The sequence below is a fragment of the Streptomyces similanensis genome (genome assembly GCF_039543625.1).
GTDB lineage: Bacteria > Actinomycetota > Actinomycetes > Streptomycetales > Streptomycetaceae > Streptomyces > Streptomyces similanensis.
Map to the genome: position 1 here is coordinate 19,531 of NZ_BAABKC010000049.1, position 23,707 is coordinate 43,237.

Sequence of the window (23,707 nt, forward strand, 5' to 3'; positions counted from 1 at the left end):
GGCGCACGGGCCGGGTGCGGCGGTGGTGGCGGGGGAGCGGCCCAGGTTGCGGGCGGCCTCGAACACGTCGAAGCCGCCGTGGTCGACGCCGGGTTCCTGGCCGCCGAACGGCTTGCGCTGCTCGATGAACGCCACGTGCCGCCAGGTGTCCGCGCCCAGCCCCTGGGTGTTGTCGTAGGACATGCCGGTCAGCTCCAGGCCGTCCTCCGGCACGGAGTTCCACTCCTTGCACGCCACCTCGCACGCCTTGCAGCCGATGCAGACCGAGGTGTCGGTGAAGAAGCCCATCCGCGGCGGCGGATCGACGTGTCCGGCCCCCGCGGCGACGTTCGGCTGCGGCCCGTACAGCAGGTTCCGCGACGGGGGCGGCGGAGCACCGCCGGCCGGCCGCGCCGCCGTGTCGCCCTCGGTCATGCTCCGACCTCCCAGCCAGGCTGCCGCCCTCCGCCCCGGCTCTTCCGGACCGCCGAGGCGCCCGCGGGCGCGGGCGGGCCGTACGGGCCGGCCGCGCACGAGCGGACCGGACCGGCGGCCGGGCAGCGCCCCGTGTGCGGGCTGCCTGCCGAGGGCTCGTCAACGAGCCTGGCACGAGTGCCCGGTGGGCGCACGCCCGAAACGGCGCACGGTCGCCCCCCACCCGGGTGAACGCCGCCCGGCGCGGTTGCGCGGCCCCCGGCGGGGAAACCCCGCAACGCCGACGCGACCTCCGCGCCAGGCGCGATCCGAACCGGACGAGGAGTGGTGGATGACCGTCACCACAGCGAGGTGCATCTCGTAGACGCGCCCGCGTCCGCGCCTGTCTGGACTGCGCGGACATCTGCGACGCCACCGCCCGCGTCCTCTCCCGCCGCACGGGGTACGGCGCCGATGTCGCCCGCGACGTCCTGGCCGCCTGCGCGGCGGCCTGCGCGGCAGGCGCCGGTCACTGCGCCCGGCACGAGCCGCGCCACGAGCACTGCGCGGTGTGCGCCAAGGCATGCCGGCGGCGCGGCCGGCGCCTGCCGGACGCTGCTGGGCGCCCTGCGCTGAGCGCCGGCGTGAGCCGCCCCCGCGCCGGGCGCCCTCGGCCGCGGCGGTGTCACAGCCGGCTGTCGGGCCCGAGGTGCGCGTTGTGCCAGGCGATGGCGCGCCGGATCTCCGGGTCGTGCAGTCCGGTACGGCAGCCGAGCTGATGCATGGTCAGGACGGGTGCGCCGGCGGTCAGCACCCGCTCGATCTTCGCGGCCCACAGCTCCTCCTGCACAAAGGGACGCAGCCGGTAACTCTCCCGCACCACCGCGAAGTGCGCCTCACCGCAGGCGGTGACCGGGCGCAGCCCGTCCAGCCAGTCGTCGGTGGGGTGGGCGGCGGAGGAGTCGGGCACGTATCCGCGCACCGCCCGGTCCGCCGGGAAGGTCGCGGCGCACAGGTCGCACAGCTCCAGCCCCAGCGGTTCAGCGGACCGTCGGTGGCCCCGGTTCCGCTTCCTGCGCTTCCACATGACCGCTCCCCGGACGTACCTGTGCGGAGGACTCGGGCGTCGCCCGGTCCGGTGGCCCCGCGACGCGCCCGTCGGGCCCGGCGCCACGGGTCTCGGCGACCGTCAGGCGCACCGCGGCGGGCAGGCCGCCGCGCTCGGCGGCCCGGCGCAGCCGGTGCGCGGCGCTGCCCTCGGCCAGCGCCCGGTCCAGGAGTTCGTGCACGTTCTCCCAGTCGCCGGACGCCTCCAGCGCCGGGCGCAGCCTGGCCAGCATGCCGAGCAGGGCCACGCGGGCGGGGACGGCGCGCCGGGTGACCGGGTCGACCAGGGGCCCTTCGAGTCCCGAGCGGGCGGCCCGCCACGCGGCGGCGCGCAGCCACTCGTGGTGCCCGTCGCACGCGGGCGCCTCGCGCCGGGCCAGCCGGAGGCAGGCGTCGTGCACCAGGGCCCGGAAGAGACCGGCGACCAGCACGACCGTCTCGGCGCGCGGGCAGGCGTCGCAGATCCGCAGTTCCAGCGTGCGCTGGTGCGCGGAGGGCCGGATGTCGTAGTAGACCATTCCGGTGTCGGTGATGACACCGGAGCGGACCAGTTCGGCGACCGTCGCGTCGTAGTCGGCGGCGTCGCGGTGGCAGCCGGCCGGACCGGCGGTGGGCCAGCGCTGCCACAGCATCGTCCGCCAGCTCGCGTACCCGGTGTCCGCGCCGAGCCAGAACGGCGAACTGGCCGACAGCGCCAGCAGCGGCGGCAGCCAGGGCGCGACCAGGCACATGGCGCGCACCGCCGTGTCCCGGTCGGGGACGTCGACGTGCACCTGCGCGCTGCAGATCAACTGCTCGTCGGCGACCCTGCGGTACTCCTCCGTCATGTGCCGGTAGCGGGGATCGGGGGTGACGTCCGCGCTGCCGACGGCGGCCAGCGGAACGGTGCCCGCGGCGGCCGCGGCGAGTCCGAGCGCTGAGACGGCCGTGTCCAGCCGGCGGCGGGACGCGGTCAGGTCCGCGTGCAGGCCCTCCAGGGTGTCGTGCACCCCGCTGTTGCTCTCCACCACCGACTGCTGGAGCTCGGAGGTGAACCCGGAGCCGGGCAGCAGGGCGAGCACGGCGCGGGCGCGCGGCACCAGCAGCCCGCTGTCCGCGTCCAGCAGGTGGAACTCCTCCTCGGCCCCGATGCGCTGCATGGCGTCGCCCGTTCAGCCGAGCGCCCGGTACACGGCGGCCGCCGTCAGGCCGTACACCAGGTGCGGGACGATGTCGGACAGCCACGACGCCGTGTCCCACGTGGTGGGATCGGTCAGCCGCAGCGCGGTGGCCGGGCCGTTGGCGCCCGCCATCACGGCCGCGCCGAGCAGCGGCCCGGCCACCGGGTTCGGCAGCGGCGGCCGCCCCCGCAGCAGCAGCCCGTACGCCGCTCCGGCGGCGACCCCGGTGCCGTAGCCCATGAGCGCGCCGGCTCCCTGGGCGCGCGCGTCCCGTGCCGCGCCGTCGCCGAGCGGCACCGAGGCCCGCCGGGCGAGGCGGTCCGCGACCTGCGCCGGGATGCCGCTGGAGGGCCGGCCGCGCACCAGCATGTCCGTGTAGGTGACCACGTCGAGGGCGAGGGTCCCCACGGCGCCTGCCAGCAGGCCCTTGGTGATCGAGTGCATCCCGGACGCTCCCTTGCTCGCGGTGCGGCGCTGACGGGTGCTCGCGGTGCGGCGGCTTCACGCCGACGGGCGCCCGCGTCCCCCGCGGGCACCCGTTCCGGCGTGCGTCAGCCGGCCCGCTGGGGCGCCACGATCGCCGAGTCGCCCAGCTGGTACGTCACGACCCGCTGGTACCCCTGGGGCCTGGCCCCCGGGAAGACGAGGCTGAGGCGGGTGAACTGCCGCAGCTGGGGGTCCTTCTTCCAGGGCTGCGGACCCTCCAGCCGGACGACGACCGGGTACGAGCGGAACGTGCCCGCCGCGCAGTAGGGCTTGCAGTCGTTGACGGCGTTGACGCCCCGGGCCGTCGCGGCCCGGCCGGTCCACTTGGTCCAGTGCAGCGAGACCAGCCGGCTGTTGCCGTCACCGCAGGCGAGGACGAAGGTGTCGGGGCGCACCTGCGACTTCATGGAACAGTCCACGAGCACGGACTGTCCTGGTTGCCGGTGCGCGGGGTCCGTTACCGCCGGTGAAGCCGGTGCCCCGGGTGCGGCGGATGCCGTGCCCAGGCCGCCCGCGCCGAGCAGGACGGTGGCACCGAGTGTGACCGCTGTGCTCACTGTGTGTTTGCGCATGTTCACTCCCGGCCGACGACGTCTGACTCTGTAACGACGCTACGGCCGAGCGGGACGATGCACCACTCGACCGGCGCAGCGCCGCACCCGGTCGGGTGAACGCCGGCGTCAGTACGGCCCCGGCGGATATGCTCCGCCGTCCGTGTCCGACTGGCAGGTGTCGCACAGCTCGTGGTTCCCGTCGCGGGTGACGACGGTTCCCCAGCCCAGGCAGTGGTCGCAGTCGCGGGCCAGGCCCGGATCGGGGCGCGGCAGCGGGACGGGGCTGCGGCGGGGAGGCGGGGTGGGGCTGTGGTGGGCTCCGTACGCCATACGGGAGCGGCTCCTCGAAGTCGCGGTGGGGATGCACACCATTTTGTCCGATTTTCCTGCGATGTCCAGAAATTTCGGCGAGGTAGTCGCATCCTCACCCACCGCGACCGGCGGCAGCCCCTACCGCCGCGGCGCCCTGCGACGGCAGCCCCCTACCGCTGCTGCGCCCCCGGGGCCGCGGCCCTTCCGGCCGTGGCCCCCTACGGAAGCACGCCGTCGACGTCGACGGTCAGATGGCGCGGACCGCGCAGCACCGCGTTGGTGCGGTACGGCGGCGGGTCCTCGGCCAGGCGCGGGTTGTCCAGCCGGCGGGCCAGCTCGGCCAGCGCGACCTGCGCCTCCAGCCGGGCCAGCGGCGCGCCGAAACAGCTGTGGATGCCGCTGCCGAAGCCCAGGTGCTCGATGTCCTCGCGGTCCGGGTCGAACCGGTCGGGGTCCTTGAACCGCTCCGGGTCCCGGTTGCCCGCGGCCAGCACGAGCCAGATCCGCGAGCCCTTGGGGATGGTCACCCCGCGCAGCTCGATGTCCGTGATGCAGGTGCGCTGCGGCACCAGCTGCACCGGCGGCTCGTAGCGCAGCAGCTCCTCCACGATCCTGACGGACAGGCCGGGATCGGCGCGCAGCCGCTCCAGGTACTCCGGGTGGCGCAGCAGGGTGAGCATGCCGTTGGTGATCAGGTTGACCGTCGTCTCGTGCCCGGCGATCAGCAGCAGCACCGCCGTGCTCAGCACCTCCATCATCGACATCGCGCCGTCCGGTCCGTGCCCGGCCACCAGGTCGGACAGCATGTCGTCGCGCGGGTCCCGGGTGCGCTCCTCGACCAGCCCGGCCAGGTACATGCCCAGCTGGACCCGGGCCTCCTGCGCGGCCTTGGGGCCCGGCGCGCCGGGGTCGTCGCGGTTGCCCGGGTCCAGGCCGGCCACGATCGGGTCGACCCAGGCGCGGAAGCGTGGCTCCTCCTCGCGCGGCACGCCGAGCAGCCGGCAGATGACGGTCACCGGGAAGGGGTACGCGAACTGGTCGACGACGTCGATCCGTTCGGCGCCGGCCAGACCGTCGAGGAGGTCGCAGACGATCGCGCCCAGCTCGCCGCGCAGTCCGTCGATCCGGTCGGGGCGGTGCGGAGGCCCGAAGGAGCTGTTGGCGATCCGGCGCAGCCGGTCGTGCTCGGGCGGGTCGAGCCGCAGGAAGCTCGGCGGCAGCCCGGTGGCCTCCGGCGCCGAGAACTCGTCGTCGGCGGCGGTGGCGTTGGCCGCGTCGGAGCTGATCCGTGGATCGTGGAGCAGCCCCTTGATGTCGTAGTACGAGCTGATGACGTACGGGCCGCCCTCCTCCTCGTGCAGCACCGGGGTGCGGCGCAGCTCTTCGTACAGCGGGTACGGGTCGGCGCGGCTGGAGTAGTCGGTGATCCGGCGCAGGAGCGGGGCTTGCGTCATGGCGGGTCCTCGGGCGTGCTGGGGCGTGGGGGAGTCGGGGCCGGCCGGCGGCCGGCGGGGGATCGGGCTCCGGCCGGCGGCGGCCGGAGCCGGGCACAGGGCGTTGCCGGGCACAGGGCGTCGCCGGGGCGTCAGTGGCGGGCCGGGGTGAAGACGAGGCGGCGGTCGGCCGGGGAGTAGCCGCTGAGCGTCACGGTCGCGCCGTGGGTCGGCAGGGACGGGTCGGGGAAGTCGGCCGGCACCGGCTTGCGGCCCTCGGGCCTGCGGTCCATGGTCGGGTACTCCACCGGGAACGGCGCGCCCCGCTCGATCTGTCCCTCGTAGAACTCCAGCCACCGCGTGTTGTCGAAGCTCACCGCGGCGATCACCCGGCCCCGGTACCCGTACACCCCGACGAACCGGCGCTCGGCCAGCGACCCCTGGGTGATCATGATCTCCTCGCCCATGGTCGGCACGCCCACCGACTTGATGTTGACCCCGAACTGGGCGGACCAGAAGGCGGGCACCCACAGGTGCGGACGCCGGTCGGCGCTGGCGCTGATCATGTTGTGCGCGGCCACCTCGGCCTGCGCGACCGCGTTGCCCCAGTGCTCCAGCGACAGGAACTGGTAGCCGAACAGCGCGTGCGGGGAGCGGGCCACGTCACCGGCCACGTACACGTCGTCGGTGACGATGCCGCGGAAGTCGAAGGCCCGGCAGCCCGCGTCGCAGGCGATGCCGCGCGGTCCCGCGCCCAGCCCCGAATCGGCCAGCCACTCGGTGTTGCGGGTCGCGCCCAGCGACACCACCACGACGTCCGTGTCGACGACGGACCCGTCGGACAGGTGCGCGGCCCGCACCCGACCCACCGAGTCGCCCTCCAGCCCGGTGACCATCACACCGGTGCGCAGGTCCACCCCGTTGTCGCGGTGGAGTTCGGCGGCCACCGAGCCGATCACCCCGCCCAGCGCGCCCACCAGCGGAGCGTCCGCGCGTTCGGCCACGGTGACCGCGATGCCCTGGTGCCGGCAGGCGGAGGCGATCTCCGAGCCGGTGAACCCGGCGCCGATGACGAACACCCGGCGCGGCCCGGCCTTCAGCCGCCGGTGCAGCCGGACCGCGTCGTCCCTGGTGCGCAGCGTGAAGACGCCGTCGAGCTGGGCCTCCTCCTCCTTCGGCCAGGGCCGGGCGCGCACCCCGGTGGCGATCAGCAGCCGGTCGTAGGGCACCTCGTCGCCGTCGGCCAGCCGCACCCGGTGGCCCGCGAGGTCGAGCCCGGTCGCGGCGACGCCCAGCCGCCAGGTCGCGTCGATCTCCCGGCGGCGGGGCAGGTCGGTGCGGTCCGGCGCGGACATGCCGAGCAGCACCGCCTTGGACAGCGGCGGCCGGTCGTACGGCTCGTAGGGCTCGTCGCCGATCATGGTCAGCGAGCCGGTGAAGCCCTCGGCGCGCAGCGTCTCGGCGGCCCGCAGCCCGGCCAGCGACGCGCCCACGACGACGATGCGGCCCTCGCGGCGCAGCCACTCGTGGAACTGCTCAGCGGGCATCGGAGGCCACCCGCCCCGCCCCGGCGGGCGCGTCGGCCGGGTCGGCGAGTCCGTCCGCGGTGATCGCCTGCACGGGGCAGGCGGCGACGGCGCGCGCTGCCTTCTCCCGGTGCTCGTCGCCGGCCCAGGGGCTGTAGACGAGCGATTCCTCGCCGTGCATGGTGAACACCTCCGGCGCGAGGAAGGCGCACTGCGCGTACCCCTGACACCGGTTGAGATCGACGACAAGCCTCATCGGCGCGATCCGCCCTTCAGCGGCCAGGCCCGGGCGGCCGCCGGCGCGGCGGACGTCCTGGGACGGCGGTCAGCTCCCCCACGCCAGCATCGGCGGCACCGCGGGCGGCCCGCGCGCCGGAGCCCGCCGAAGGGGTGAGGGGGGTCACTTGCGGTAGCCGAGGACGGTCATCATGCCGGACTCGGAGTGGTACTGGTTGTGGCAGTGCAGCATCCACAGGCCGGGGTTGTCGGCGTCGAAGTCGAACACCAGCTTGCGGTGCGGCAGCACGATCGCCGTGTCCTTGCGGGTGCCGACGTCGTCGATGCCGGTCAGCGCGAAGGTGTGGCCGTGCAGGTGGATGGGGTGCCACATGTCGGTGCCGTTGATGAGCGTCAGCCGCACCCGTTCGCCCTGCCGGACGGGATGGCGGTGGTCGGTGGAGTAGGACTGGTGGTCGAACTGCCAGTTGTACTCCTTCATGTTGCCGGTGGCCCTGATCCGGATCTCGCGGTCCGGGCGGCGGTCGGAGAAGGCCACCGACTCCGCGGGCGCCAGCCGCCTGGCCGGCACGAGCGCCCCGTCCAGCTCGGCGGGGTGGACGGAGGGCGAGGGCAGACCCTTGCTGCTGTCGGTGCGCAGCACCGCCAGCGCCCTGGCCCGGTTCCCCTTGCCCTCGGCCAGCGCCACCAGAGGGAACGTTCCGTCCTTGACGGTGACGATCACGTCGTAGCGCTCGGCCATGGCGATCAGCAGGGCGTCCGTCTCGTGGTGCTCGACCGGGTAGCCGTCGGTGTGCGTCACCGTCATCCGGTGGCCGCCGAGCGCCACCCGGAAGGCGGTGTCCGCGCCGGCATTGATGATCCGCAGCCGGACGCGGTCGCCGGGCTTGGCCTTGAAGACCGAAGCGGCCTGCGGCAGGCGGCCGTTGACCAGGTAGTAGGGGTGGTCGACGTTGCCGCCCATGCCGTGCAGCAGCGCGCTGGAGGAGTGGCGCAGCACGCGCGAGGGGCCGCCGGAGGCGGCGCGGCGCGGCGCCTGCCGCCCGGCGGAGCCGTGCGCGCCCGTGGAGCCGTGCTCCTCGCCGTCCATCTCCATGCTCATCGGCACCCGCTTGCCGCCGTGCAACTGGGACAGCACCGCGTCCGGGTCGGAGCCGTCGACCCCGTCCACCCAGTCGTCCAGGACGACGATCCACTCCTTGTCGTACTTCAGCGGCTCCCGGGGGTCGTCCACGATCAGCGGCGCGTACAGGCCGCGGTCGGGCTGCATGCCCTCGTGCGAGTGGAGCAGGTAGGTGCCCGGGTGGGAGACCGCGAACCGGTAGGTGAACTCGGCCCCCGGCTTGATCCCGTCCTGGGTGAGACCCGGTACCCCGTCCATGTCGCAGCGCAGCCGCACACCGTGCGAGTGCAGGGTCGTCGGCACGGGCAGGTGGTTGGCGAGCGTGAGGTCGAGCACGTCGCCCTTGGTGACCCGGACCACCCGGCCCGGCGCGACGTCGCCGTACGCCCAGGTCCTGATCGTGCGTCCGCCGAGGTCCAGTGACGTCTCGGTGGCGGTGAACTTGTACGTGCGCACCGGTCCGGCGCCGCGCTGCCTCTCGGCGGCCAGGACCTCCGGGTCGGAGGGGTTCACGTACCCCTTGGGCCCCTTGGGCACGAAGCGGCGGTCGCCGGGGCGGGAACCCGGACCCTCCGAGGCGCCCGGACGCGGACCCGGCTCCGAGGAGGAGCCGGACCCGGAGCAGGCGCCCAGGAGTCCCGAACCGGCAGCCAGGATCGAGGCACTGAGCAAGGTGCGCCGCGTATGTGTGTGCATGACTGAATAACACACGTTTTGTGCCGACATGTGGGAGAACCAGGGCGGCGCGTCCGATGTTCGCGCCCCCCGATTTCCCCCGCCGCCCCTCCGCCGCCGGCCCCCCTCACCCGGTCGGCGGGCCGTCAGTCGGTGCGGGGCGCGATCCTGCGGGCGTTGTTGTACACCCGCATCAAGTGCTTGGCCACGGCGCACGGCGCACCGTCGGCGTGGCACTGGCGGCAGGTCCGCATGTGGTGTTGGTAGTCGGAATGCGCTTGCTGCAGAGCGTCGCCCTGGGACGGCATGGAATTCCTCGCACGGGGGTGATCGAAGACATACGAGGCGCTCAAGTTCCTTGTAGGGAGCACCTGATGGCAAAGTTGATCACATTACTGCCGGTAGTGGAAAACCGCTTTCGGCCACGCTGCGCCACGGACCGGCCGTTGTCGGCTCAGCCCCGCGGCGCGGAGTACGCCCACCAGCGGCCCTCGTGCCGGTTCACCGCGATGGGCCGCCCGAAGCAGGCGGTCAGCCAGGGCCCGGTCAGCACCTCCGCCACCGGTCCACGGGCCAGGATCCGCCCCTCGCGCAGCAGCAGGGCGTGGCTGACGGCGGGGGACAGCTCCTCCAGGTGGTGGGTGACCGTCACGGTCGCCAGCCGCGGGCGCCCCTCGGCCAGCCGGTGCATGGCCTCGACGAGATCCTCGCGGGAGGGCAGGTCCAGGGCGTTGAACGGCTCGTCCAGCAGCAGCAGGGCCGGCTCGGCCATCAGCGCCCGGGCGATCAGGACGCGGGCCCGCTGCCCGCCCGAGCAGACGCCGTACGGCCGCTCCGCCAGCTCCTTGATCCCCAGCTCGGCCAGGAGCTCGTGGGCCCGCTGCCGCACCTCGTCGTCGTACGTCTTCCACAGCGGCTGCACCGTGCCGCTGTGGCCGGTCAGCACCACCGTGTGCGCGGAAAGGTCCTGCGGCACGCGCTGGGCCGAGGTGACGTGTCCGAGCCGGGCGCGCAGTTCGCGCACGTCGATCCGGCCGAGCCGGCCGCCCAGCACCTCCACGGTGCCGGTGGTGGGGTGCATCAGCGCGCCGAGCAGTCGCAGCAGCGTGGTCTTGCCCGCGCCGTTGGCGCCGAGGAGCGCCCAGTGCTCGCCGGGCCGCACCGTCCAGTCGACGCCGTCGAGGATCACCTGGTCGGTGGTGAACCGCCGTACGCTCACGTCCCTGAGCGCCACGACGTTCCCGAGTTCCGCAGGCCCCTGCTCGGTCGTCCTCTCGGCCATCTCCCGGGCTCCCTTCGACGCGCGCCGGACCTCCGTCCGGCCGGTCCGCCCGACGTTAGATGCATCCGGCACCTTGTCGTCGGGGCGTCCGGTGGGTGGACGGCGAAGCGGTCGGGGGAGCCGGGCGCACGGGACGGGACCTTCCGCCTCCAGCGCCCCGGCCCGGGAGCCGGGGCACTGAAGACGGCCGAAGGGTTCAGGCCGCCGGCCGGAAACAGGCGACGACGGTCTTGCCGTGCGGGCAGGGGCGGGTCTCCCACGAGTCGGCGAGGGCGTCGACGAGGAACATCCCCCGGCCGCCCAGGCGGTCGGTGCTCGGCTCCCGCGGCGCCGGCACCTCGCTGGAGGCGTCGTGGACGGCGATGTGCAGACAGCGGTTGTCCCAGGTGAGGATCAGCTGGGCGCTGCTGTGGGCGTGCCGGTGCGCGTTGGTGACCAGTTCGGAGACGGTCAGGAGCACCGCGTCCACCGTCTCCGGGGCGGTGGTGGTCCAGCCCAGGGCCTCCAGGTGAGCGCGCGCCCAGTCCCGGGCCGCCTTCACCTCGCTGTCCAACGGCAGTGAGCGTGCCCAGCCCACCGCCCGGAGCGATGTCTCGTCCACTGTGTGGCCTTCCTGTCGTCTGCGGGTGGACGCCGTCTACCCCCCGGACCGCCTTCGACGCGGCGCAAACCGGTCCGTCGCGCAGTCGGGCGACCGGTGGGCCGGATGTGACGCAGCTGACAGGAAAGAAGGGGGCGTGGGTTTTCCGAACAGGGGTATATGCAGCCCCGTGAACAGGGTGGTGAATGCGGTGGACATGCGATCCGTCCTCCTCGGCGGTGGGAGAAGGGTCTCGGATGCTGACGTGATACGGACGGCGGCGGCCCTCGACGGGGACGGTACGTGCATCGCCGAAGCCCGTCGTCTCGCGGCCCAATTTCTGACCCGGGTGCGGGCCGAACACGGACTGCCGGTCCCGGACCGGGCCATGGACCTGACCCAGCTGGTGGTCAGCGAACTGGTCACCAATGCACGCAAGTACGCCTCCGGGCCGATCCTGCTGGACCTGGCGGTCGACGGCGACGCGGTGGAGATCGCGGTCTGGGACAGCGATCCCGTGCTGCCGGTGGCGCGGGCCGCGGATCCGGGCCGGGTCGGCCAGCACGGTCTGGAGATCGTGATGGCCGTCGTCCAGGGCTTCGAGGTGCGGCGCGAGCCGGTGGGCAAACGCGTCATCGCCCGTGTCGCCCTGCTGGACGACCCGGCCGACGGCCCGACGAGACGCGGCGGCCGGTAGCCGGACGGGTGCCGCGCGGTTCCCGTCCGGCAGGGCGCGTACGGTGCGGTCCTGTACGGCGGGGCGCTTACGGTGCGGTCCCGTACCGCGGGGCGCGTGCGGCGCGGGCCGCCGCCGACGGCGGCGGCCACGGTTCCGGACGGCGTCCCGCCCGGACGGACCGTCAGGCCGCGAGGTCGCGCCGGTCGCCCATCACCACGACCGGGTGCCGGCTGGGGTCGAGCGTGCGCAGCAGCGTCCGCATCGCCGACTTGGACATGGACACGCAGGCCGAGGTGCCGCTGCCGTGGTCCATGTGCAGCCAGATGTTCCCGCCCTTGGTCTGCCCCAGGGGCCGCGTCGGGTCGTCGGGCGAAGTGCCCTTGACCCGGTTGTAGTCGATGGCGATGACGTAGTCGAAGTCGTGCCAGTACGCCTTGTTCCAGTAGCGCGGGGGCTGGAACGCGTCGGACCGGTTGTACGGCAGCTTCGCGCCCGGGTCAGCCAGCACGCCGCCCGCGTCGCTCAGCGTGAACACCCCGACCGGGCTGCGCTGGTCGTCCTCGTGGTGGTCGGTCGTCCAGCCCTTGCGCCCGTTGTGCGCCGCCCAGGACTGCGTGCGCTTCCAGGTGTCGCCCTGCTTGACGAAGAGTTCGACGGTGGCGGCGGGGGAGTCCGGACCGGTCCCGTAGACGGCGACGATCTGGCGGGAGTCGGCCGGGACGCGCTGCCACAGCCGGTCGCCGATCCCGGGCACCTGCTTCCAGGCGGTGCTGCGCGGCGCCGCGTCGTCGGTGCTCCCGCCGCCCCCCGCGCCGCCCGTCCCCTTCTTCCCCGAACCGCCGGAACCGCCGCAGCCCGCCAGGGACATCGTGACCGCACCGCACACGGCCACCAGAGCCGCTGTCCGCATCGCACCCCTTTTTCGCATGGGCCCATGATTCCACCGCGCCCTGTGCGCTCGGTCGGCGGCCCGGCCGTGGGCCGTCACCCGAATGGTCGTCCGTGGCGGCGTGGATGCGGCTGACCGGGTGTTTCCTGGAATCAGAGAGGCGTCCATCAAGGGAGCCGATCATGTATGAAATGTGTGCTGGAGTGGAAAAGCCCGGAGACGCGTTGGTATGGCACGTCATGGCCAAGAACACGGCCACGACGCTGTGCGGCCAGCGGCTCGGACAACGTGTCGACGGGGCGAGCGCACAGCGGGCCGGCCATTGTTCCACCTGCATGGCCCAGTTCGGGAAGCTGATGACCGCATCACCCGCCGTCGGTTCTCCCGCCGCCACGGACCGCTAGCCGTCCGTGGCGTGAAGGCCTGCTCGTCCGGGCGATGTCCGCGACGAGCAGGTCTTCTTCACTGTCCGGCAGGGTGCTGTCCGGCGCTTGCGGGTCAGGCGGCCGGTGCCGCCGCCCGGCGGGTCACTCCTCCCGGCGCCCGCGCAGACCGAGCACGGCGGTGAGCGCGCCCGCCGCGCACAGCACGCCCGTGGTCAGGGCGGCGGTGTGCAGACCGTTCACGAACGCGTGGCCGCTGCCCTCCACCACGGCCTCCCGCAGCCGCTCCGGCATGGCGGCGGAGACCGGCGCGACCCCCATGGCGACGGCGTCCTCGGCGCCCTGGAGCTGATGGGCCGTCCGCACCGGCACTCCGGCCGAGACGAGGGACGGACCGAGACTCGAACCGACCCGGCCGCTGATCAGCGACACCAGCACCGAGGTGCCGAGCGCCCCGCCGACCTGGAGCGAGGTGGCCTGCAACCCGCCCGCCACGCCGGCGTCCGCGACCGGGGCGTTGCCGACGATGGTGTCCGACGAGGCCGACATCACCATGCCGACGCCCAGACCCAGCGCGACGAACGGCGGCCACAGGGCGCCGTACCCGGAATCGGCGCCCCAGGTGAGCATCAGGAACGACGCCGCGCCCTGGAGCACCATGCCCAGCGGCATCGTCAGCCGGGCCGAGAAGCGTGCGGTCAGCGCGGCGCCGAGCGGCGAGGCGACGACCGAGGCGAGGCTCAGCGGCAGGGTCCGCACCCCCGCCTCGACCGGGGAGAATCCGCGGACGTTCTGCAGGTAGAGCATCACGAAGAAGATCGAGCCGAGCAGGACGAAGAAGTTCAGCCCGGTGAGGACGGCGCCGATGGTCAGCGCCCGGTTGCGGAACAGCCGCATCGGCAGCAGCGGAGCGGCCACCCGGGTCTCGTACCGGCCGAACAGGAGGATCACGACGAGCCCGGCCGCGATCGCGCCGAGGGTGCCGGCCGAAGTCCAGCCCCAGCTCTCGCCCTTGACCACGCCGAAGACGACCAGCAGCGCACCGGCGGCGAGCAGCGCCACGCCCGGGATGTCGAACTTCTCGCCGCGGGCGGCCTCGTTGCGGCTCTGCGGCAGCACCAGCGCGCTGACGACCAGGGCGAGGACGCCGATCGGGGCGTTGATGTAGAAGACCGACTCCCAGCTGACGTGTTCGACGAGCAGACCGCCGACGATCGGGCCGAGCGCGGTGGAGACGGAGGACACCATGGCCCAGATGCCGACCGCCATGCCGAACTTGCGCGGCGGGAAGACGGCGCGCAGCAGACCGAGCGTGTTGGGCATGAGCAGGGCGCCGAAGAAGCCCTGCACGGCGCGGAAGGCGATGACCGGGACGATGGCGCCGGACAGGCCGATGGCGACGGAGGCCGCGGTGAACCCGGCGACGCCGACGAGGTAGACGGTGCGGCGGCCGAGACGGTCGCCGAGCTTGCCGCCGAGGATGAGCGCGGCGGCGAGCGCGAGCAGGTAGGCGTTGGTCACCCACTGCAGGTCGGCCGTGGTGGCGTCGAGGTCGCGGCCGATCTCGGGATTGGCGATGGAGACGACCGAGCCGTCGAGACCGACCATGAACAGGCCGAAGGCCACGGCGGCGAGGGTCAGCCAGGGATTGGCGCGGCGGCCCGCCGCCGGCGTGGGCGAAGCGGCCGACGCGGTCGCGCTGGACGGAGACGTGACGCTGGGCGAGGACATGATGAGGACTGCCTTGCGTTCGGGAGGGCGGCACGGCACGCCCGCCCGCACCGCCGGCCGACGGAGGCCGGAGGACGTGCGGGAGGGGCGGGACGCGGGGCCCGGGAAGGGAAAGGAGAGGGAAAGCAGAAGGAGAGGACCACGCCTGAGGAACCCGGTGGCGGACCGGGCCGGTGGCGGGCCGTCGCGGCGCGGGGGAGTCAGGCCCGGCTGGTCGTCGGCCGCCGGTGCCCTGCGGACTTCGACGGTCTCGGACCCAGACTGGTCGTGGGCCGCGGACGCGCGGCCGGTGTCAGGCCGGGCCGGGCGCGGGCCGCAGGTGCGCGGTGAGGGAGGACAGCGCGCCGAGGGCGGAGCCCAGTGCGGCCATCTCGCCCTCGCCCAGATGGCGCATGGCGGTGGCGAGGTGGCGCTCGGCGAGGGCACGGGCCTCGGCGAGGTGCTCCCGGGCGAGGTCCGTGACGTAGAGATGCGCGACGCGTCGGTCGGCCGGGTCGGCGCGGCGCTCCAGCAGCCCCCGGCCGGTCAGCTGGGAGACGAGCGCGCTGACGTTGTTCGGCTTCATCAGCAGCGCCTCGGCCGCCTCCCGCACGGTGACGCCCTCCCGTTCGGCCGCCAGTCGCAGCAGGGCGAGCGGACCGTCGGGGAGTCCGGCGTGCGGGAAGTCCGCGCGGATGCGGTGGTCCAGGGCCCGGTGCAGCGCCGGCAGGGCGACCGCGAGGTGCGCGGCGGCGCTGTCGACGGGCGTACGGGTTCCTGGCATACGGGCGACCATAGATATGGGCCTATAGGTATGTCAAAAGAGGTAAGGCTCCGGGGATGCCCTTCGCCGTCCGTCCGGTCGTGCCGGGTGGGGCCCGGGAGCACACCGGGACGTGGGCCGGTCAACGCTTTGACCATCTTTTGGCAACGTGGCCCCATTTCGCATCCCCGCCTCGCCCGGTGGGTAACACTGAGCGGCGGAGGGGGGAGGCGCGCGGCGGCGCTGTTCCGTCGTGCCCGTCCCGAAGTGCCGCGCCGCCTTGGGGAAGGCGGCGGGGGGAGCAGTCGGGGGGATGCATGACGCAGTCGCTTCCGGGGCGGCGCCCGCTTCGCGAAGGGCCGTCCACCGAGGATCGGCGGCTTCCGGACGTCGTGATCGGCGCGGGTCCGTACGGCCTGTCGATCGCCGCGCACCTCAGGGCCGCGGGCCTCGCCGTCCGGGTCTTCGGCGAGGTCATGGGCAGCTGGCGGCACGCCATGGCGACCGGGATGTTCCTGAAGTCGACCCCGAACGCCGTCGACCTCTCGGTCCCGGAGCCCGGCGGACGGCTGGCGGACTTCCTGCGGGTGCACGGCGAACCGCGGCTGACCGAGCTGACCCCGATCCCGTGCGACGTGTTCGTCCGCTACGGCCAGTGGTTCCAGAAGCGGTACGTCGGCGAGGTGGAGCCGGCCCGGGTGGCGGCCGTCGAGCGGGCGGAGTCCGGCGCCGGATGCACCGTGCGGCTGGACGACGGACAGGAGTTCGCCGCGCGCGCCGTCGTCGTGGCCACCGGCCTGAACGGCCTGGCCCACATCCCCGAGGAACTGCGGCGGCTCGTGCCCGACGGCCCGGGCGTCCACGCCCCGGTCTCGCACACCAGCCAGCACGTCGACCTCTCCCGGTACGCGGGCCGATGCGTCGCCGTGGTCGGCGGCGGCCAGTCCGCGCTGGAGAGCGCGTCCCTGCTCCACGAGGCCGGCGCCCGGACGCAGGTGCTCGTCCGCGAGGCCGACCTGCTGTGGGGGGCGACGCCTGAGCCGGCCCGCGCGTGGCCGTACCGCCTGGTGCGGCCCACCTCGCCGCTGGGCGCCGGCTGGATCCTGGCCGGGGTCTGCGGCGCGCCGGGCGGCGTGCGGCGGCTGCCTCCGGCCGCCCGGCTGCTGCTGTTCCGGCGCGCGCTGCGGCCCTCGGGCGGGTGGTGGCTGCGCGACCGGGTCGAGGGGGTCGTGCCGGTGCGCACGTCGTGCCGCGTCGTCGGGGCCGAGACGGCCGGTTCCATCGTCCGGCTGGACCTCGCCGGACCGGGCGGCGCACGGGAGAGCGTCACCGCCGACCATGTACTGGCCGCCACCGGCTACCGGCTCGACCTCGGCGCCGTCCCCTTCCTGTCGCCGGACGTGCGCGGCGCCCTGCGGCTCGTACGCGGCTCGAAAGCGCCGCACCTGTCCGCCTCGTTCGAGTCGACGGTGCCGGGTCTGTACTTCGCCGGGTCCCTGTCCGCCCCGATGTTCGGCCCCATGATGCGCTTCGTGGCCGGCGCGGAGTTCGCGGCCACCCGCATCGCCCACCACCTGGCCCGCCGAACGGCCCCGCGCTGAGCGGCGGAACGCCCCGGCGGGCGTCCGGACGGCACCCCGCCGCCACGGGCACGGGGGGCATCGCGGCACCGGGACCCGCGCCGACCGGTTTGCCTAATACCTTTAGGGAGACGCATAATCCCTTCAGGTAACCATCGGGCGACCGGAAGGGAGTGTCTCGTCGTGCCGCGTGCTGGACTCACCACCGAACGCCTGGTCAGGGCCGGGGCCGAACTGGCCGACGAGGTCGGCTTCGACCAGGTGACCGTCTCGGCCCTCGCCCGACGCTTCGACGTCAAGGTCGCGAGCCTCTACTCCCACCTGAGGAACTCGCAGGACCTGCGGACCCGGATCGCCCTGCTCGCCCTGGAGGAACTGGCCGACCGCGCCGCCGACGCCCTGGCCGGACGGGCCGGCAAGGACGCCCTGGCCGCCTACGCGGACGTCCTGCGCGACTACGCGCGCCACCACCCCGGCCGCTACGCCGCGGCCCGGCTCCGCCTCGACCCCGAGACGGCCGCCGCGAGCGCCGGAGTGCGCCACGCGCAGATGACCCGGGCCCTGCTGCGCGGCTACGACCTGGCCGAACCCGACCAGACACACGCCGTGCGCCTGCTGGGCAGCGTCTTCCACGGCTACATCAGCCTGGAACTGGCCGGCGGCTTCAGCCACAGCGCCCCCGACGCGTCGGAGACCTGGACCTGGATCCTGGACCGCCTCGACACCCTGCTGCGCGGCGCCCCCACCCCCTGAACCCGCGACCGCTCCCCGCCGACGCTCCTCCGCGCCGCTCGCCTCCCTCCGTGCCGCGGCGCTCCTCCCGTGCCGCCGCGCGCCCGCACACCCCCGATCGACAGGCGAAAGACCATGGCCACCGGACCCCGACCCGACTGGATCACCACCCCCATCACCGCCGGCCTCCTGCGCGGCGCCCTCGACCTGGAACGCACCACGCACGGCGTCCTGCCGCACCGGCTGCCCGCCCGGGCCCGCGCCCAGTGCGCCGACGCACAGCTGGCCATGGCCGAGAGCCAGCCCTCCGGCGTACGACTGGCGCTGCGCACCCGCGCCACCGCCGTCGAACTGGACACCCTCCCCACCAAGCGCCGCTACGCCGGCCTCCCGCCCCGCCCGGACGGCCTGTACGACCTGCTCGTCGACGGCCGCCCGGCCGGCCAGGGCAGCGTGCCCAGCGGCAACACCCTCCACATCGACCTGGCCACCGGCAGTCTCGAACACCGGCCCGGCCCCGTGGGCACCGTCCGCTTCACCGGTCTGCCCGAGCGGGACAAGGACATCGAGATCTGGCTGCCGCACAACGAGACCACCGAACTCGTCGCGCTGCGCACCGACGCCCCCGTCGGACCCGCACCGGACCGGGGCCGCAGGGTGTGGCTGCACCACGGCAGCTCCATCAGCCACGGCTCCGACGCGGCGAGCCCGACCACCACCTGGCCCGCGCTCGCCGCCTCCCGCGCCGGCGTCGAACTGATCAACCTGGGCCTGGGCGGCAGCGCCCTGCTCGACCCGTTCACCGCGCGCGCCCTGCGCGACACCCCCGCCGACGTGATCAGCCTCAAGATCGGCATCAACCTCGTCAACGCCGACCTGATGCGGCTGCGCGCCTTCGGCCCCGCCGTCCACGGATTCCTCGACACCGTCCGCGACGGCCATCCCAGCACACCGCTGCTCGTCGTGTCGCCGATCCTGTGCCCCATCCACGAGGACACCCCCGGCCCCACCGCACCCGACCTGGCCGCCCTCGCCGCCGGACGGCCGCGGTTCCGGGCCGCGGGCGACCCGGCCGAGCGCGCGGCGGGCAAGCTCACCCTCGCCGTCATCCGCGACGAACTGGCCCGGATCGTGGAGCGGCGCGCCGCCGAGGACCCGCACCTGCACCACCTCGACGGCCGCGCGCTGTACGGCGAGGCCGACGCCGCCGAACTCCCGCTGCCCGACGAGCTGCACCCGGACGCCGCCACCCACCGCCGCATGGGCGAACGCTTCGCCGAACTGGCCTTCGCCGCGGGCGGTCCCTTCGCGGCACCCGACCTTTCGGCCCACGGGTGACATCGCGTCGCCGGGGAGGCGGGCGGACGGATGGCCGCTCCGGCGGGAGACCGACTCGAACGGGTGGCCGCCCCGGCCGGAGACCGACCGCGCCGACGAGGGGCCGCGGCGGGCCGGCCGGTCCCTCCGAGCAGCGCTCCTACCAGGGAACATATGTCCAGGCCGTGACGATTGGGGCAAAGGGATGCTAGAAAGGCCGGATGGCAGACCGTTTTGACCGTCTTCGACGGATCTCGGGGCGGTCGCTGGTGGGAAAGAGTCCGCGAAGTGTCGCCGGACAGGTGTTCATCCTCCAGGTGGCCCTCGTGGTGCTGCTGGTGGCCTGCGCCGTCTTCGCCCTTCTTCTGCAGTCCGAGCGGGACACCAGTGACGAGGCCAAGCGCCGCTCCATAGCCGTCGCCGAGACCTTCGCGCACTCCCCGGGGCTCCTCGGCGCACTCCGTTCGCCCGCCCCGTCGACCGCGCTCCAGCCGCTGACCGAGGCCGGCCGCAAGGCCGCGGGCGTCGACTTCATCGTGGTCATGGACACCCACGGCATCCGCTACACCCATCCCATGCCGGACCGCATCGGCCAACGCTTCGTCGGCACGATCGGACCGTCCCTGGCCGGGAAGGTCCACACCGAGAGCGTGCACGGGCCGCTCGGCCAGGAGGTTCAGGCCGTCGTCCCGGTCAAGGACTCCGGCGGCCACGTGGTCGCCCTGGTCTCCGCCGGCCTCAAGGTCAGGAACGTGACCAGCCAGGTGAACCGGCAGATACCGATCATCCTCACCGCCGGAGCCGGCGCCCTCGGCGTGGCCACCGCCGTCACGGCGCTGGTGAGCAGGCGGCTGCGCCGCCAGACCCACAGTCTGGCCCCGGACGAGATGACCCGCATGTACGACCACCACGACGCCGTGCTGCACTCGGTGCGCGAAGGGGTGCTCATCATCGGCGGCGACGGCCGGCTGCTGCTGGCGAACGACGAGGCCAAACGGCTCCTGGACCTGCCCGCCGACGCCGAGGGCGGCCACGTGGCACGGCTGCCGCACCTGGAACCGGAGATGGCCGCGCTGCTCGCCTCGGGCCGCGAGGCCACCGACGAGGTGCACCTGGCGGGCGGTCTGCTGCTCGCCGTCAACCAGCGGCCCACCGACCGCGACGGCGGCCCCGAGGGCACCGTCGTCACCCTGCGGGACTCCACCGAACTCCAGGCCGTCTCCGGCCGCGCCGAGGTCGCCCGTGAGCGCCTCAAGCTCCTCTACGACGCCGGCCTCGGCATCGGCACCACCCTCGACGTGGCCCGCACCGCCGACGAACTCGCCCAGGTCGCCGTCCCGCGCTTCGCCGACTTCGTCACCGTGGACCTCGCCGACGGCGTGCTGCACGGCGAGGAACCCGCCGGGACCGCCACCGGCATGCGCCGCATCGCCGTGCACGGCGTCCGCGACGACCACCCGCTCTACGAGCGCGGCCGGCTGATCGACTTCCTGCCCTCCACGCCCCAGGCCCGCGGCTACGGCACCGGCCGCCTGGAACTGGTGCCCGACCTCTCCTCGGCCCCCGGCTGGCAGGTCCAGGACCCCGAACGCTCCCGGGAGATCGTCGACTACGGCATCCACTCCCTCATCTCCGCCCCGATCAAGGCCCGCGGCGTCGTCCTCGGCGTGGCCAACTTCTGGCGCTCCAAGGAACACGGCCCCTTCGACGAGGAGGAGCTCTCGCTCGCCGAGGAACTGGTGGCCCGCGCCGCCGTCAGCATCGACAACGCCCGCCGCTACACCCGCGAGCACGCCCTCGCCGTCACCCTCCAGCGCAGCCTGCTGCCCCGCGCCCTGCCCGAACAGAGCGCCATCGAGGCCGGCTACCGCTATCTGCCCGCCCAGTCCGGCGTCAGCGGGGACTGGTTTGACGTGATCCCGCTGCCCGGCGGCCGGGTGGCGCTGGTCGTCGGGGACGTGGTCGGCCACGGCCTGCACGCGGCCGCCACGATGGGCAGGCTGCGCACCGCCGTGCACAACTTCTCCACCCTGGACCTGCCCCCCGACGAACTGCTGTGCCACCTCGACGACCTCGCCGGCCGCATCGACCAGGACGAGGCCAGCACCGAGGCCGCCGCGGCCGTCGTCGGCGCGACCTGCCTGTACGCGGTCTACGACCCCGTCACCCGCCGCTGCGCCATGGCCCGCGCCGGACACCTCGCGCCCGCGCTGATCGCCCCCGACGGCGAGGTCACCTTCCCCGACCTGCCCTTCGGACCGCCGCTGGGCCTGGGCGGCATGCCCTTCCGCACCGCCGAACTGGAGCTGGAAGAGGGCACCCAGCTCGCCCTGTACACCGACGGCCTCATCGAGGACCGCAGCCGCGACCTGGACGAAGGCATGGAACTGCTGCGCCAGGCCCTGGCCGGGCATCCCGGCCGGTCCCCGGAGCAGAGCTGCCAGGCCGTCCTGGACGCGCTGCTGCCCGCCCGGCCCAAGGACGACGTCGCCCTGCTCATCGCCCGCACCCGGGCACTGCCGGCCGACCGGATCGCCGACTGGGACGTGTCGCCCGACCCGGCCGCCGTCGCCGGCACCCGCGCCGCGGCCTGCGCGAAGCTCGACGAGTGGGGCCTGTCGGAGCTGACGTTCAGCATCGAACTCGTCCTGAGCGAACTCGTCACCAACGCCATCCGCTACGGCTCCGAACCGATCCACGTCCGGCTGATCCACGACCGCACCCTCATCTGCGAGGTGTCCGACGGCAGCAGCACCGCCCCGCACCTGCGGTACGCGGCCACCACCGAGGAGGGCGGCCGGGGCCTGTTCCTGGTGGCGCGGATGACCGAGCGCTGGGGCACCCGCTACACCCCCGAGGGCAAGGTGATCTGGGCCGAACTCGCCCTGCCCGGGACCAGCGGAGCGGCGGACCCGGCCTTCCCCGGTCTCGACGCCCTGCTGGCACTCGACGACGCGATGGACGACGGGATCTAGGAACGGGCCACCGAGACGATCACCTCCCGCAACCGCTCGACGTACAGCCGCATGTTCTTGTACGCGACGTCGGTGTCCGGGTACCGGCTCGCGAACTGCATGCCCTCGTGCAGCCGGTTGACCCACGCGCACACCTGGTCCCCGTACGACACCCTGATCAGGCCGTACGCCTTCAGCTCGGTCCAGCGCTCGGAGCCGGGCACCGCCCGGGCGTCGACGTAGGAGACGATCGAGTACAGGTCGGGCGAGGTCGGGCGGAAGTCCGCGCCCAGCAGGCGCAGCACCCGGGCCAGCGGCATCCGGGACAGCGACCGGTTGGCCCGCAACTGGTCGCTCACCACCCGCAGCAGGCCCTGGAAGTCCGACGCCCTGGCCGTGTCGATCTCCACGGGGGCGCCGCCGACGTACCAGCCCACGGAATCCATCCACTGGGACTTCCTCCTGGTGTGGAAGGGGACGACCGTCCGGTAGACCGGCTGGTCGCCGATCTCCTGGACGATCAGGCTGGTGGCCGCCAGGATCCCGACCAGGCTCCCGCCGAAGGGCCGGCAGTGGGCCTCGAACGCGGTCGCGTCGTCGGCGTTCACGAGCATCTCGTGCATGAGCTTCTGGCGGGGCAGCTCCCCGTCCGGGTCCAGCCCGAGATCGAGCGGGAAGTTCGGCAGCCGGCCGTCGCAGCGGCCGATGAACTCCCGCCAGCGCCCGACGATCTCGTCGGTGGCGTCCATCTCGTCCGCGCTGGCCCGCTCGGTCCGGCAGAAGTCGACGTAGCTGCCGACCGGCCCGCGCTCGGCGCTGCCGCCCTCCAGACCCGCGGTGTACAGCTCGTGGATCTCGGCCGGGATGCGGTACACGGAGTAGGCGTCCACGTTGCTGTGGTCGAACGCCATGTACACGCTCGCGCCGTCGTCCCTGACGACCGCGGCGAACAGGAAGTTCGGCCAGCGCAGCGCGTCCGCCGTCACGTCGAAGCGGTCCTGGAGATGCCGCACCAGCACCTCCGGGTCGGTGAAGTCCCCGACCGTCTCGCGGTGCAGCGCCACGTCCCGGGCGTCGAGGGTGAAGCGGCGCATGTCGTCGCCGGACCAGCGGAAGCCGCTGCGCAGCGTCTCATGGCGGAGCATCCAGCCACGCAGGGCGTCGCCGAGCACGTCGAGATCGATTCTGCCCGGGATGTCGAACGCCGAGCCCAGCCAGGTCGGCACGAACAGACCGTCCTTCCGCACGGTCCTGGCCGTACGGATGTGCGACTCCTGGATGTAGGCCGGTGGCCGGGAGTCGTCCGGCAGTCCGGTCGCGGCCTCGACGGCCGCCGGATCGAGGGTCCACTCGACCAGCCGTCCGGGCCGGACCTCGCAGCGCTGGATGTCGGTGATACGCAAGGGATGCCTCCGTTGCAGAGGGGGTACAGGGAAGCAACTGCGTAAAGGCGCAAGTGGTTGCGGTCGGGTCGGCGCGCAGGCGGCTGATCATAAGTTCGCGGGGCGCGGACGGGGTGACGGGACGGGTTGTCTCGGCTCGGTCGCCGTGGCTGGAGTTCCTCATGACTCCAGCGTGCCCTGCGTCGCCCTCTCGTCACTATCGGTGACATCCCTGGGCGTACCCCGAAAGACGTCAGGGTGGAACCCCGACGCGAAGGACCTCACTCGGGATCGAGGCGGGAGCTCCCCCCGTGTGACCCGCCCCCGGCCACGGAAGCGTCAGGAGTAGGCCGTCCGGGTGCATTTCACCCGACGGTTGGGCCATCTCGGCGACAGCGCGGCGCCGTTCTCCGGACCCGCAGCGCGAGGATGGTGCGGAGCCCTGCGGGC

Annotated in this window: 20 protein-coding genes and 1 pseudogene; 5 read left to right on the plus strand and 16 right to left on the minus strand. The window is 73.7% G+C overall.

What is annotated here, in order from left to right:
* From ABEB07_RS17590 to ABEB07_RS17645, 12 genes and pseudogenes are all read right to left on the minus strand, one after another.
* Positions 1-288: pseudogene (locus ABEB07_RS17590) on the minus strand (4Fe-4S dicluster domain-containing protein); the annotation flags it as partial.
* A gap of 790 nt (positions 289-1,078) precedes the next feature.
* Positions 1,079-1,480, minus strand: coding sequence for a hypothetical protein (locus ABEB07_RS17595; protein WP_176147820.1), 402 nt, complete (start codon positions 1,478-1,480; stop codon positions 1,079-1,081).
* Positions 1,434-2,639 (minus strand): carboxylate-amine ligase, encoded by a 1,206-nt coding sequence (locus ABEB07_RS17600; protein ID WP_345669198.1) that lies wholly within the window; start codon positions 2,637-2,639, stop codon positions 1,434-1,436. The genes ABEB07_RS17595 and ABEB07_RS17600 overlap by 47 nt, the downstream gene beginning before the upstream one ends.
* A gap of 12 nt (positions 2,640-2,651) precedes the next feature.
* The gene (locus ABEB07_RS17605; protein WP_176147818.1) at positions 2,652-3,104 is read right to left on the minus strand and encodes a hypothetical protein; all 453 of its coding nucleotides are present in this window, start codon (positions 3,102-3,104) and stop codon (positions 2,652-2,654) included.
* A gap of 107 nt (positions 3,105-3,211) precedes the next feature.
* Positions 3,212-3,718, minus strand: a complete 507-nt coding sequence (locus ABEB07_RS17610) for a hypothetical protein (RefSeq protein WP_176147817.1) — start codon at positions 3,716-3,718, stop codon at positions 3,212-3,214.
* A 108-nt stretch (positions 3,719-3,826) separates the two neighbouring features.
* Positions 3,827-4,030, minus strand: a complete 204-nt coding sequence (locus tag ABEB07_RS17615; protein ID WP_164589296.1) for a hypothetical protein — start codon at positions 4,028-4,030, stop codon at positions 3,827-3,829.
* 200 nt (positions 4,031-4,230) lie between these two features.
* Positions 4,231-5,466 (minus strand): cytochrome P450, encoded by a 1,236-nt coding sequence (locus tag ABEB07_RS17620; protein WP_345669199.1) that lies wholly within the window; start codon positions 5,464-5,466, stop codon positions 4,231-4,233.
* A 131-nt stretch (positions 5,467-5,597) separates the two neighbouring features.
* The gene (locus ABEB07_RS17625; protein WP_164589294.1) at positions 5,598-6,992 is read right to left on the minus strand and encodes an NAD(P)/FAD-dependent oxidoreductase; all 1,395 of its coding nucleotides are present in this window, start codon (positions 6,990-6,992) and stop codon (positions 5,598-5,600) included.
* Positions 6,982-7,227: a ferredoxin gene (locus ABEB07_RS17630; protein ID WP_176147814.1), complete on the minus strand. Its 246-nt coding sequence runs from the start codon at positions 7,225-7,227 to the stop codon at positions 6,982-6,984. The genes ABEB07_RS17625 and ABEB07_RS17630 overlap by 11 nt, the downstream gene beginning before the upstream one ends.
* Positions 7,228-7,371: 144 nt before the next feature.
* A complete protein-coding gene (locus ABEB07_RS17635; protein WP_345669200.1) occupies positions 7,372-9,027 on the minus strand; it encodes a multicopper oxidase family protein in 1,656 nt (551 codons plus the stop codon).
* Positions 9,028-9,460: 433 nt separating this feature from the next.
* On the minus strand, positions 9,461-10,288 hold the full coding sequence (locus ABEB07_RS17640; protein ID WP_345669201.1) for an ABC transporter ATP-binding protein: 828 nt from the start codon (positions 10,286-10,288) through the stop codon (positions 9,461-9,463).
* A 196-nt stretch (positions 10,289-10,484) separates the two neighbouring features.
* The gene (locus tag ABEB07_RS17645; RefSeq protein WP_176147811.1) at positions 10,485-10,889 is read right to left on the minus strand and encodes an ATP-binding protein; all 405 of its coding nucleotides are present in this window, start codon (positions 10,887-10,889) and stop codon (positions 10,485-10,487) included.
* A gap of 196 nt (positions 10,890-11,085) precedes the next feature.
* On the opposite strand from ABEB07_RS17645, the gene ABEB07_RS17650 reads away from it, so the two are divergent.
* Positions 11,086-11,565 (plus strand): ATP-binding protein, encoded by a 480-nt coding sequence (locus ABEB07_RS17650; protein WP_176151838.1) that lies wholly within the window; start codon positions 11,086-11,088, stop codon positions 11,563-11,565.
* Between the two features lie 163 nt (positions 11,566-11,728).
* On the opposite strand, the gene ABEB07_RS17655 is transcribed toward ABEB07_RS17650, so the two are convergent.
* The 3 genes from ABEB07_RS17655 to ABEB07_RS17665 all read right to left on the minus strand — a co-directional run bounded on the left by ABEB07_RS17655 (position 11,729) and on the right by ABEB07_RS17665 (position 15,313).
* Positions 11,729-12,475 (minus strand): L,D-transpeptidase family protein, encoded by a 747-nt coding sequence (locus ABEB07_RS17655; RefSeq protein ID WP_425589026.1) that lies wholly within the window; start codon positions 12,473-12,475, stop codon positions 11,729-11,731.
* A 488-nt stretch (positions 12,476-12,963) separates the two neighbouring features.
* Positions 12,964-14,550, minus strand: coding sequence for an MFS transporter (locus ABEB07_RS17660; protein WP_345669204.1), 1,587 nt, complete (start codon positions 14,548-14,550; stop codon positions 12,964-12,966).
* Between the two features lie 292 nt (positions 14,551-14,842).
* Positions 14,843-15,313 (minus strand): MarR family winged helix-turn-helix transcriptional regulator, encoded by a 471-nt coding sequence (locus ABEB07_RS17665; protein WP_176147807.1) that lies wholly within the window; start codon positions 15,311-15,313, stop codon positions 14,843-14,845.
* Positions 15,314-15,609: 296 nt separating this feature from the next.
* Between ABEB07_RS17665 and ABEB07_RS17670 the strand changes: the two genes are divergently transcribed.
* From ABEB07_RS17670 to ABEB07_RS17685, 4 genes are all read left to right on the plus strand, one after another.
* Positions 15,610-16,893, plus strand: a complete 1,284-nt coding sequence (locus ABEB07_RS17670) for an NAD(P)-binding domain-containing protein (RefSeq protein ID WP_345669206.1) — start codon at positions 15,610-15,612, stop codon at positions 16,891-16,893.
* A gap of 162 nt (positions 16,894-17,055) precedes the next feature.
* Positions 17,056-17,625, plus strand: coding sequence for a TetR/AcrR family transcriptional regulator (locus tag ABEB07_RS17675; RefSeq protein WP_345669207.1), 570 nt, complete (start codon positions 17,056-17,058; stop codon positions 17,623-17,625).
* 114 nt (positions 17,626-17,739) lie between these two features.
* Positions 17,740-18,942, plus strand: a complete 1,203-nt coding sequence (locus ABEB07_RS17680) for an SGNH/GDSL hydrolase family protein (RefSeq protein ID WP_345669208.1) — start codon at positions 17,740-17,742, stop codon at positions 18,940-18,942.
* 200 nt (positions 18,943-19,142) lie between these two features.
* A complete protein-coding gene (locus ABEB07_RS17685; protein ID WP_345669209.1) occupies positions 19,143-21,896 on the plus strand; it encodes a SpoIIE family protein phosphatase in 2,754 nt (917 codons plus the stop codon).
* On the opposite strand, the gene ABEB07_RS17690 is transcribed toward ABEB07_RS17685, so the two are convergent.
* Positions 21,893-23,278, minus strand: coding sequence for a condensation domain-containing protein (locus ABEB07_RS17690; RefSeq protein ID WP_345669210.1), 1,386 nt, complete (start codon positions 23,276-23,278; stop codon positions 21,893-21,895). The two genes, ABEB07_RS17685 and ABEB07_RS17690, sit on opposite strands and share 4 nt — an antisense overlap.
* Positions 23,279-23,707: the final 429 nt, after the last annotated feature.